The 9,532-nt window shown below is 62.0% G+C and carries 12 protein-coding genes; 6 read left to right on the top strand and 6 right to left on the bottom strand.

Going from position 1 to position 9,532, the window contains the following annotated elements; genetic code table 11:
* Positions 1 to 150 precede the first annotated feature (150 nt).
* Positions 151 to 1,497, bottom strand: a complete 1,347-nt coding sequence (locus NKJ40_RS28850; RefSeq protein WP_352468961.1) for a PRC-barrel domain-containing protein — start codon at positions 1,495 to 1,497, stop codon at positions 151 to 153.
* A gap of 252 nt (positions 1,498 to 1,749) precedes the next feature.
* On the opposite strand from NKJ40_RS28850, the gene NKJ40_RS28845 reads away from it, so the two are divergent.
* Positions 1,750 to 2,670, top strand: a complete 921-nt coding sequence (locus tag NKJ40_RS28845; RefSeq protein WP_352468960.1) for a diacylglycerol/lipid kinase family protein — start codon at positions 1,750 to 1,752, stop codon at positions 2,668 to 2,670.
* A gap of 59 nt (positions 2,671 to 2,729) precedes the next feature.
* On the opposite strand, the gene NKJ40_RS28840 is transcribed toward NKJ40_RS28845, so the two are convergent.
* Positions 2,730 to 2,903, bottom strand: coding sequence for a hypothetical protein (locus NKJ40_RS28840; protein ID WP_352468959.1), 174 nt, complete (start codon positions 2,901 to 2,903; stop codon positions 2,730 to 2,732).
* 146 nt (positions 2,904 to 3,049) lie between these two features.
* On the opposite strand from NKJ40_RS28840, the gene NKJ40_RS28835 reads away from it, so the two are divergent.
* Positions 3,050 to 4,576 (top strand): sensor histidine kinase, encoded by a 1,527-nt coding sequence (locus NKJ40_RS28835; protein WP_352468958.1) that lies wholly within the window; start codon positions 3,050 to 3,052, stop codon positions 4,574 to 4,576.
* 56 nt (positions 4,577 to 4,632) lie between these two features.
* Here the strand turns inward: NKJ40_RS28835 and NKJ40_RS28830 are convergent, their stop codons facing one another.
* Both NKJ40_RS28830 and NKJ40_RS28825 read right to left on the bottom strand, forming a co-directional pair.
* Positions 4,633 to 5,112: a hypothetical protein gene (locus NKJ40_RS28830; protein WP_352468957.1), complete on the bottom strand. Its 480-nt coding sequence runs from the start codon at positions 5,110 to 5,112 to the stop codon at positions 4,633 to 4,635.
* A gap of 10 nt (positions 5,113 to 5,122) precedes the next feature.
* Positions 5,123 to 5,449, bottom strand: coding sequence for an ElaB/YgaM/YqjD family protein (locus NKJ40_RS28825; protein ID WP_352468956.1), 327 nt, complete (start codon positions 5,447 to 5,449; stop codon positions 5,123 to 5,125).
* A gap of 227 nt (positions 5,450 to 5,676) precedes the next feature.
* Here NKJ40_RS28825 and NKJ40_RS28820 point away from each other — a divergent pair, with 227 nt between their 5' ends.
* Positions 5,677 to 6,057 carry a response regulator gene (locus NKJ40_RS28820; RefSeq protein WP_352468955.1) on the top strand — a complete coding sequence of 127 codons (381 nt, stop codon included), beginning with the start codon at positions 5,677 to 5,679 and terminating at the stop codon, positions 6,055 to 6,057.
* A gap of 30 nt (positions 6,058 to 6,087) precedes the next feature.
* On the opposite strand, the gene NKJ40_RS28815 is transcribed toward NKJ40_RS28820, so the two are convergent.
* Together NKJ40_RS28815 and NKJ40_RS28810 are read right to left on the bottom strand one after the other, a co-directional pair.
* Positions 6,088 to 6,639, bottom strand: coding sequence for a sigma-70 family RNA polymerase sigma factor (locus tag NKJ40_RS28815; RefSeq protein ID WP_023678544.1), 552 nt, complete (start codon positions 6,637 to 6,639; stop codon positions 6,088 to 6,090).
* Positions 6,640 to 6,642: 3 nt separating this feature from the next.
* Positions 6,643 to 6,846 carry a NepR family anti-sigma factor gene (locus NKJ40_RS28810; RefSeq protein WP_023720919.1) on the bottom strand — a complete coding sequence of 68 codons (204 nt, stop codon included), beginning with the start codon at positions 6,844 to 6,846 and terminating at the stop codon, positions 6,643 to 6,645.
* A gap of 215 nt (positions 6,847 to 7,061) precedes the next feature.
* On the opposite strand from NKJ40_RS28810, the gene NKJ40_RS28805 reads away from it, so the two are divergent.
* The 3 genes from NKJ40_RS28805 to NKJ40_RS28795 all read left to right on the top strand — a co-directional run bounded on the left by NKJ40_RS28805 (position 7,062) and on the right by NKJ40_RS28795 (position 9,488).
* Positions 7,062 to 7,856: a response regulator gene (locus NKJ40_RS28805; RefSeq protein WP_023678542.1), complete on the top strand. Its 795-nt coding sequence runs from the start codon at positions 7,062 to 7,064 to the stop codon at positions 7,854 to 7,856.
* Positions 7,857 to 8,097: 241 nt separating this feature from the next.
* On the top strand, positions 8,098 to 8,262 hold the full coding sequence (locus tag NKJ40_RS28800) for a DUF1328 domain-containing protein (RefSeq protein WP_023678541.1): 165 nt from the start codon (positions 8,098 to 8,100) through the stop codon (positions 8,260 to 8,262).
* Between the two features lie 191 nt (positions 8,263 to 8,453).
* Positions 8,454 to 9,488 carry a sensor histidine kinase gene (locus NKJ40_RS28795; RefSeq protein WP_352451150.1) on the top strand — a complete coding sequence of 345 codons (1,035 nt, stop codon included), beginning with the start codon at positions 8,454 to 8,456 and terminating at the stop codon, positions 9,486 to 9,488.
* The last annotated feature ends 44 nt before the right edge of the window (positions 9,489 to 9,532 follow it).

Here is a 9,532-nt window from a genome sequence, read left to right as displayed (position 1 = left end):
CGCCCGCGCGCCCCCCTCCCCCGCCCCGCCCGCCCCCGCCCCCCCCCGCCCCCCCGGCCGCCGGCCCCGCCGCCGCCGCCCCAACCCCCCCACCCCCCCCCCCCCCGCCCCCGCCCCCCCCCCCCGCTTCTCTGTCGGCCTGTGTGCAGCTTAGCGCATGATCATGCGCTGTTTGTCGCGACTTTGCGCATACGTGGCCTTGTCATAGGGGGCCTGCGCCTCAAGCTGCTCCTTGGTGAAGTTCGTGTAGAGATAGCGCTTGCCGTTCTTGTCGGTCATGAATTTCAGGTTGTCCATGCCGACCGCCACCTCCTTCTCGCCGACGCCGAGGAAGCCGCCGACGTCGATGATGACTGCGTCGACCTTCTTGTCGCTGCCCAGCACGATATCGCCAATTTCGCCGACGTTGACATCGTTGGCGCCGTAAACGGTTGTTCCAACCAGATCCTCGGCCCGGATTTCGCCCATCGGCATTTCGGTTAGCGTCGACTTGTCGATCGACCCGGTCTTGGTCTGGTCGGCCGCCGAGTTAGCCGGAGGCGCTGCTGCCGGAGCGTTTTGAGCCGTCTTGCTGGCTTGGTCAGTGTTGTTGGTCGTCGCGGTGTTGCTGGCCGTCACGGTAGGCGTGACGGTGGCGGGCGCAGTAGCCGCGGCATCATTCGACGCAGTGGTTGCCGGGGCCGGATCATAGGGCTTGCGGTCGAAGTCCGGCTGCGCCTGCAGCTCTTCTTTGGTCGTTTGCGCGACCAGCCAGCGATCGCCGTTCCTTTCGGCCCATTGCGCCTTGTCAAAATCATAGGCGACGTTTTTTTCGCCGATGCCGAGGAAGCCGCCGACACCGATGATCAGCGATTGCGCCTTGGCTTCCTTGTTGATGACGATGTCGTTCACGTCACCGATGTTTTGGGCGTCGTCGCCGGTGCCGTTATAGACGGTCTCGCCGATGATATTGGTGGCGAGATTGCCTTCGGCGCGCTTCACTGGCTCAGCCGGCGCGGCAGGCGCAGGGGTTGTATTTTGCGCGCTGGTGGAAGGGGCGGCAGGCGCCGCATTATCGGCCGAAGCTGGTGGCGGAGGTGGATCGTAAGGAGTCCGGTCGAAATCCGGCTGAGCCGTCAACTCATCCTTCGTCGTTTGCGCTATCAGCCAACGGTCGCCATTTCTTTCGGCCCATTGCATCTTGCTGTAGTCGAAAGTGACGTTCTTGGTTCCTATGCCAAGAAAACCGCCAACGCCGATGACGACGGATTTCACCTGGCCGCGCTCGTCGAAGACGACGTCGCTGACGTTGCCGATATTCTGGGCATCGTCGCCGGTGCCGTTATAGACGGATTCGCCGATGATGTTGGTGGCAAGGCTGCCCTCGGCACGTATCGCCGGAGCGGTATCCTGGGCGGCGGGTGGTTGCGCCGGCGCCGGGGTCGTCGCCGATTGCGCAAATGCACCCGTCGCAATCAATGTTGCGACTGCTGTCGTGGTTAAAAGGGTGCGGATCATCTTAGTGTCTCCTCGTCGGTGATTTCGTGCACGCCCTGCCCGCCTGGCGTCACTGCGGGCGCAGCGTCTTCTGCATGTTCACAACGTTGTGACCACACTGTTGTTCCGAAAAAAGCCGTGGTGCACCCGGTGCGATGTCAATGGTTCTCGGATTCGCCGCGCTGGTCGAACGGAACATTTTCTCGCCCGCCCCGTTCCACTCCCGGCTGGGGCCCCGTCCCGGCCCGATAGGTGCTGGAAAATGGAACGGCCATGCGGTTTGCAGCGGTGCTGAACAAGGACGGGGGCACCCTGCGCACCATCGATCTTGAGGCCTTCGCCAGCCGGATGCGCGGCACGCTTGAGACTGCCGGCCACTCGATCGATATCGAAATCGTCGCCGGCAAGGATATCGTCGCCACGCTGGACGGCGTGGCTTCCAGGCGTGGCATCGACGTCGTGCTGGCGGGCGGCGGCGACGGCACCATTTCGGCCGCGGCAGCCCGTTTGATGAATGGGGAGAAGGCGCTAGCAATTCTGCCGGCTGGCACAATGAACCTTTTCGCGCGCGGCCTCGGTATTCCGCAGACCCTCGATGCGGCACTGAAATCGTTTGCGGACGGCGAGGTGATGGCGATTGACATTGCAACAGCCAACGGCCGGCCTTTCGTGCATCAATTCTCGATCGGCATGCACGCCAGGATGGTGCAACTGCGCCAGAAGATGGAATTCGGCTCGCGGCTTGGGAAGATGCGTGCCTCGGTGCGAGCCGCTTGGGCAACGATCAACAATCCGCCGGCGATGAAAGTAACGCTAACGATCGGTGAGGCCGAGATCAGAACCCGGATCACCGGTATCGGCATCACCAACAATCTGTTCGGCGAGGGCCACCTGCCCTATGCCGATAATCCGGCAGGCGGCGTGCTGGGCATCTATGTCACCGTGGCACGGCGGCGCGGCGAATTGATCAGGTTCCTCTTTGACGTCGCCCGTGGGAAATGGCGCGGCAACGAGCATGTCGAAATCCATCAGGCAAACCGCGCCGTTTTGAAAATCCATTCGACGAACAGGAAAGTTCAGGCCGTCATGGACGGCGAACTGGTAAAGCTCGATCGCGAGACGACCGTCGAAATCCATCCGCGCGCGTTGAATGTTCTCGTCCCGGCGCGCGCCGCCGAGGCAAAGGTTGCCTGACGTGGGATAGCGTGATGTGGGGTTGCGTGATGCGAGCTGGCACGAGCGATGGAGAGAGTCTAGCCGCTGGGCGTGTTGCCCTGCTCGGTCTTCGGCGTCTCGATCATCCAGCCGTAGATTTCGGCGACGCCCCAGGCGATAAAAGCCAGCAACAGCGCGGCGATCAGGATACGAAGGACATGCCGACCCCGCCGCCCTTGACGGGCTTTGTTTTCAGGAATGATTTTTGGCATTGTCTGGCTCCATATTTGGCGCCGGCAGGCGTAACTAGCGGGGCGTTGGCTGGTAACGGTCCCCCGCCGCGAAAGTTCCGGCTCGGCAAGGCGACAAACGGGCCGATTGGCCTGATCAATCAGCGGGGCCGGCCACTGGGGGCATAGTGGACGACAATAGCCAGAAAACGCCGGGCCTGCCGGCCGATATTCGCCGTGTGGTGGGCGCCGCGGACCGTCTTGCCGTGCTGCACGGCCTCGACGCGCGGGACAGGGCTGCCGACCCTGATTTCGATCGTATCGGCGGTCTTGCCGCTTCGGCGATGCAAACGCCTGTCGCACTGATCACGCTGGTCGATGCCGAGCGGCAGTGGTTCAAGTCCTGTATCGGTCTCGACGAGACCGAAATCGCAACCGAGACATCGTTCTGCGCCTATACCATTGCAGCCGGCGACGTGCCGATGGTCGTGGCCGACGCGGCGGCGGATCCGCGGTTCAAAGCCAATCCGCTGGTCACCGGCGAGCATCATATCCGCTTTTACGCAGGCGTGCCGATCGTAGTCGACGGCGCGCTGGTCGGCACGCTGTGCGTGCTCGACCGGAAGCCGCACGCACGTCCTTCTTCTGTCCAGCTCGACCAGCTGTCGGCGCTGGCTGGCCTCGCCGCCAGCCTGTTCACGCTGAAGGATGCAACCCGCAGCGCGGCGATTGCCGAAGCCGCACTGGTTCGAGAGGAAAAGCGGCGCGCTATCGCGCTCGACGCGGCTTCGCTTGCCAGCTGGGCATGGGATATCCGCAGCGACATGATCGACTGCGATGTCCTGCTGTCCGAATTGTTCAACCTGCCCAAGTCGAACAGGCTGAGGGCGCGCGACATCCTGACCGCCATCGACCTGCGCGACGTTCACCAGACCGAAACACGCTTTCGCGACGCGCTGACCGGCAGCGACGACTATTTTGGCGAATACCGTGTCAAAGGCCTCGATCCGCCACGATGGATCGCAACGCGCGGCCGCGTCATAGAACGCGACGGCGAGGGCAAGCCGACGCTGATCTTCGGCGTCAACTACGACATTACCGAACGCAAGCTTGGCGACGAACGTCAACGGCTGTTGCTGCGCGAGCTCAATCACCGCGTCAAGAACACTTTGGCAACCGTACAGGCGCTGGCGACGCAGACCGTTCGCCATGCCCGCCAGCCAAGCGAATTCCTCGAAGCCTTCAGCGCCAGGCTGCAGGCACTGGGCGTTGCGCACAGCCTGCTGTCGGACCGCGAGTGGCGCGGCATCGGCATCCGCGAGCTGGTGGAGATCGAGCTAAAGCCGTTCCAAGCCGCCGGACAATCGCGCATGGCGATCTCCGGCGCCGAAGTCCTGCTCTCACCCGACCAGGCAGTCGGGCTCGGGCTGATCCTGCATGAACTGGCAAGCAACGCACTGCAATACGGGTCGCTCTCGGTTTCTTCCGGAAAGGTCGATCTCGATTGGAGGGTACAAGGCAGGAAGGGTGCACGGCGTCTGTTGCTGGCCTGGCGCGAAAGCGGCGGCCCGCGGGTTGCGCCGCCCGAACGCCATGGCTTCGGCTCGATCCTGATCCGCCGCAGCCTGGCCAAGGTCATTTCCAGCGAGGTGACCCATGAATTCCGGCCGGACGGCGTGGTCGCCGAAATATCGATTCCGCTCGAAGATTTGTGACGCCAGCATTTTTGCGACCGGCGCCAGAATCGTTTCCCCCAAGCTATCCCGCCGAACTATTCCCGTTTGCCGGGATCCGGATCATCGGAGCCGCGCTTCACGTTCTCGCGGTAGATAGCGTAGGCAGCGAGTGCTATCGCCGGGCCGAGAATCGCGCCCAGTCCGGCCTTCCCCGGGCCACCTTTGCCCTTGAGCAGCGCCGGCAGCACGGCGAGTGCCGCAGTGATGCCGATGGCCTTCATGTCGGCGTTGCGTCGCTTCGCCCGGCGCCTGGCGCGCGAGCCGGCCGACATCCGGTAGACGAGCAGGATGAGACCGGCGATTGCCAGAAAGCCTATCCCGAAGCTCAGGGAAGCTGCCATCGGCCCATAGCGGGCCGCCGTCCAGATATAGGCCGCCCCGACGAGGAAGCCGAGGCCGCACAGCGCCGCGAGCGCTGCGACCGAATAGACAATCGCAGCGACGCGCGCGCGTTGCACCGCCGCAATGGTTTCGCCCGAGGCGAGGCCCGAGATCAGCGATGCAAGCATTCCCATGCGTGCAGAACTAGCGTCGAGCGAGAAGCGCGAAGAGGAATCCGACACCTGCGGCGATCGCCAGCGAAGTCACCGGTTTTTCGCGCATATGCGCTATCATCTGCGCCTCGATGTCCCTGGCGTTGCTGCGCAGGCTGTCGAAGGCTGCCTCGCCCTGGGTTCGCAACTGCTCGACGCTTTCGGCGGCGGCTCGCCGTGCTGCCCCGTAGCCATGTTCGCCAGTTTTGGCCAACAGCTTGGTAAGTTGGTCGATGTCGGCCTTCAGTTGTGCGATGTCGGCCTCAACATCGGAATTCGTGCGGGCTTCGTTCGCGGCCTTTCCTGCGGCAGTCGCCATTGCTTCACTCTCCATGCTTTTGCTCGGTCGAAACGCCCGACAGACCCCAAGGTTCCGGCACGAACCTCTTCTAACCCTATCTCCGGCAGCGCGCGTTGCAAATGCCTTGCACGGGCCGAGGCCGACGCATCCGCGCCGGCACGTCTTTTTTAAATGACAGCATGCCAAATAACGATCATGACTTTCCCCGTTTCACGTTAGAGACGCATTCAAGGAGATATTGCTGCGTGCGCGCATCGCTTGACGGTTTGCGGATTCTTATCCTGGAAGATGAGTTCCTGATTGCCATGGATATCGAGCAGCTTTGCCGCGACTACGGCGCGCTCAATGTGGTCATCGCCCGTGATCTGACTGAGATCGAACAGCAAGACGTTGCCGCGCAGTTCGATGTGGCCATCGTCGACCTCATGCTGAGCGGCGTTTCGACGCTCCAATTTGCTTCGCGGCTGCGTGAAGCGGGCATCCCGTTCGTCTTCGCCTCGGGCTATTCGGATACCGACGAGATCAAGAAATCCTTTCCCGGCGTCAGACTGGTCACCAAGCCCTATTCGGGAGACGATCTCGTCGAGGCAGTGGCGGCGGCCCGCAGGCGAACGCCTCTGCGCTGAGGCGCGGAGCGGTTCGAACACGGCCACACTTCACGCAGCCGTCGACCCGGTTACCTGAGCCGAAATTGCGTCCGGGCCATACTCGTCTTCACCGGAGATCTTCAGGATTTCCTGCAGCCGCGTGCGGGCGCGGCTGACGCGGCTCTTGATCGTTCCGACCGCGCAGCCGCAGATTTCGGCCGCTTCCTCGTAGGAGAAGCCCGACGCGCCGATGAGGATAATGGCTTCGCGCTGGTCTTCTGGCAGCAACTCGAGCGCGCCGCGAAAGTCCTCGAGGTCAAGCTGGCCGTGCTGTGCCGGATGAACGGCAAGCCTGGCCGTCATGACGCCATCGCTGTCCTGCACCTCGCGGCCACGCTTGCGCATCTGCGAATAGAATTCGTTGCGCAAGATGGTGAACAGCCATGCCTTCAGATTGGTGCCGGGCTGGAAGCTTTCATGCTTGTCCCAAGCCTTGACCAACGTTTCCTGCACCAGGTCGTCGGCCTTGTCGGCGTTTTGCGTCAGCGACACGGCAAAAGCCCGCAGGCTCGGGATCGAGCCGAGCAAATCGGTCTTGAAGCCCTGGGAGACGGCCGCCATGCCTCAGTCCTTCTTTTGCACAGGTTCGGCCTTTTCCAACTGGCTTAGCAGTTGGGCGAAGCGATCCGGCACATTGTCAGAGACCAGCTCGTCGTAATATTGTTTGAGTTTGCGGCCGATTTCCGAGTTCGGCCCAAGCGGGTCGCGGGAAGCAGCCCGGCGCCCGTTGCCAACGCCAGCCGTGGTAGCTTTCGTCATGTTCTTCATTTCGCCCTTTGTCCCAGCCTTAAGCCGCCCTTCAACACATAACCCAAGGCAAGCGGCAGCCTCGTCTGGTTGCCCAACCCCGCCCTAAACGCCAGCCCGCATACTTAGTTCCGCATGACCGGAACTTTTTCGCACAACCCGCGTTTCTAACTTTGGGGTTGCGAACCGTTTTTAGCTATAACATGCAATCACGTCATATGAGGGAGACGTCCGATATGAGCCTATCAGCAACCATCGCTCCGCACCTGCCGTTCCTGCGCCGCTTCTCGCGCGCCGTATCCGGATCGCAGGAGAGCGGCGACGCGCTGGTCGCCGCAATGCTCGAAGCCATCATTGCCGATGTCGACATCTTTCCGGACGCATCGAACGACCGCATCGCGCTCTACAAGGTCTTTGCCAAGCTCTTCACCTCGGTGGCCATTCGCGTTCCGCAGGAGCATGCCCAGTCGGCATGGGAGCAGCGCGCCGCGGCCAATCTGAATGCAATTGCGCCTCGTCCCCGCCAAGCCTTTCTGCTGGTCGCGGTCGAAGGCTTCAGCGAAGACGAGGCGGCGGAGATTCTCGACGTCGACGAACAGGAATTCTCCGAACTTCTCGCGCAGGCGAGCAACGAGATCTCCCGTCAGGTGGCAACCGACGTGCTGATCATCGAGGATGAGCCGCTGATCGCCATGGATATCGAGGAAATGGTCGAAAGCCTCGGCCACCGCGTCGTCGGAACGGCGCGCACCCACGCCGAGGCGGTGGCGATGTTCGGCAAGGCGCGGCCGAAGATGGTGCTTGCCGATATCCAGCTTGCCGACGGCAGTTCGGGCATCGCGGCCGTCAATGAGATCCTGTCGTCGACCTCGGTACCGGTGATCTTCATCACCGCCTTTCCCGAGCGCCTGCTCACCGGCGAGCGGCCGGAACCGGCTTTCCTCGTCACCAAGCCGTTCAATCCGGATATGGTCAAGGCTCTTATCAGCCAGGCCCTGTTCTTTGACCGGCACGCGAAAGCCGCAGCATAAAACAGCTAGCGGCCGAGTTGCGGCCGCCAGGGTGTGGGATAGCCACTCCCCTTGGACCGGATGGGGGCGTGACGCCCGCTTAACACACGGCAGCCAACTGCTGCCGAACCTGACGAGGACCTTTTCGCACACATCGCAGCAATTCGGGCCGTAACGATTTTCAGCATCGTCTTTTTCGGAAAATGGTGGAACAAACGGAGGCGAATCACGTTTTCACCGCAGCATTGGAAGGAGATGGATCATGCTTTACTGGGCGCTCGTATTTCTCGTCGTGGCGATCATCGCCGGTGCGCTTGGTTTCGGCGGTATCGCTGGCACCTCGGCCGGTATAGCGCAGATATTGTTCTTCATCTTTCTCGCCTTCTTGATCATATCGCTTATTGCCGGCCTGATCAGACGAGCGTGAATGCCAAGCGGCCATTTAAGCGAACACTGGAAGCCGCACCCCTCAAACGGTTTCCAGCCACCGCCGGGCAGTGTCCTCCAACGGGATGCCGCTCGGCGGACCGCTTTTTAAGGCTTGATACGAAGCTCCTCCTTTTGGAACCCATTTTTCCGCGAGCCGTTCAGCCCGACATGGGTTGAGCAAATTGACTGATGCGTTCCAGAGTCGGAAAAATGAAAGACCGCGGCCAGAGTGATGAGATCATCGCTTTGCATCCCGCCGAAAGCGGAATGCAGCTTGGCCGGGCACTTCTCCATGCACTGCACAATGCCGGGATTTCCGTCCTATACCAGGATCGCGAAATGAAGACGGTGTGGGCGCGCAACATGCGCGCCCCATGGACTTCCGATGCCTCCGACAACAACGGCATCTTGCCGCCGGCGCAGGCGGAGCGTATCGGCGCCGCTAAGCACGACGTCATCGTTTCGGGCAATCCTCAACATCTCGAACTCAGCGTGCCGGCCGATGACGGCGCCCGCTGGTTTCAGGTGTGGATAGACGCCGACCGCAGCGAGACCGGCGCGGTGCAGGGCGTCGTGACCACCATGGTCGAAACAACCGAGCAGAAACGCCGGGAGCAGACGTTGAAGGCGCTGCTGCGCGAAGTCAGTCATCGCTCCAAGAACCTTTTGGCCATCATCCAGAGCATCGCCACCCAGACGGGCCGTTATTCCGGCAGCATTGACGATTTCCTGACGCGTTTCCGGGGCCGATTGCAGTCGCTGGCCTCCTCGCAGGACCTGGTTACGTCATCTAATTGGCGGGGAGCGGCGCTGCGCGAGCTGGTTTCCGGTCAGGTCGGCAGGTACGGCGCGGACCCCTTGCACAGCCTACGCTTCCGCGGCGCAAATCCATATCTCAACCCCAATGCCGCCTTGCACATCGGCTTGGCCATGCATGAGCTCGCCGTCAATTCGGTCAGCTATGGCGCACTGTCGCGCAGCGACGGTTTCGTCGAGGTGACGGCCGATCTGACGGCAGCTTCCGCTGGCGAGCCTGCGCTGTCGCTGACATGGGCCGAAGTGATCGGAGCCAACGACAATCAACGTAGCGAGAAGCGTTTTGGCAGCGTCGCGCTTGAACGCGTCGTGCCCACTTCTTTGAATGGAACGGCGACACTTGAGATCACCGGGAACCGCCTCGAATACCGCCTTGTCGTTCCTCACGGCAATTTCGAGACGGATTGAACGAACGGCGGTCGGCGCGAGAAGGCTTGCTACGCATCGCCAAC

The organism is Mesorhizobium sp. M0119 (assembly GCF_040322615.1).
Taxonomy (GTDB): Bacteria; Pseudomonadota; Alphaproteobacteria; order Rhizobiales; family Rhizobiaceae; genus Mesorhizobium.
The sequence above is the reverse complement of the archived record's forward strand: the minus strand, read 5'-3'. Positions and strand labels throughout refer to the sequence as shown.

What these genes read in the sequence shown, in the direction of transcription:
- NKJ40_RS28850 (WP_352468961.1), bottom strand. Translation starts at nt 1,497, where the DNA reads ATGATCCGCACCCTTTTAACCACGACAGCAGTCGCAACATTGATTGCG.
- NKJ40_RS28845 (WP_352468960.1), top strand. Translation starts at nt 1,750, where the DNA reads ATGCGGTTTGCAGCGGTGCTGAACAAGGACGGGGGCACCCTGCGCACC.
- NKJ40_RS28840 (WP_352468959.1), bottom strand. Translation starts at nt 2,903, where the DNA reads ATGCCAAAAATCATTCCTGAAAACAAAGCCCGTCAAGGGCGGCGGGGT.
- NKJ40_RS28830 (WP_352468957.1), bottom strand. Translation starts at nt 5,112, where the DNA reads ATGGGAATGCTTGCATCGCTGATCTCGGGCCTCGCCTCGGGCGAAACC.
- NKJ40_RS28825 (WP_352468956.1), bottom strand. Translation starts at nt 5,449, where the DNA reads ATGGCGACTGCCGCAGGAAAGGCCGCGAACGAAGCCCGCACGAATTCC.
- NKJ40_RS28815 (WP_023678544.1), bottom strand. Translation starts at nt 6,639, where the DNA reads ATGGCGGCCGTCTCCCAGGGCTTCAAGACCGATTTGCTCGGCTCGATC.
- NKJ40_RS28810 (WP_023720919.1), bottom strand. Translation starts at nt 6,846, where the DNA reads ATGAAGAACATGACGAAAGCTACCACGGCTGGCGTTGGCAACGGGCGC.
- NKJ40_RS28805 (WP_023678542.1), top strand. Translation starts at nt 7,062, where the DNA reads ATGAGCCTATCAGCAACCATCGCTCCGCACCTGCCGTTCCTGCGCCGC.
- NKJ40_RS28800 (WP_023678541.1), top strand. Translation starts at nt 8,098, where the DNA reads ATGCTTTACTGGGCGCTCGTATTTCTCGTCGTGGCGATCATCGCCGGT.
- NKJ40_RS28795 (WP_352451150.1), top strand. Translation starts at nt 8,454, where the DNA reads ATGCGTTCCAGAGTCGGAAAAATGAAAGACCGCGGCCAGAGTGATGAG.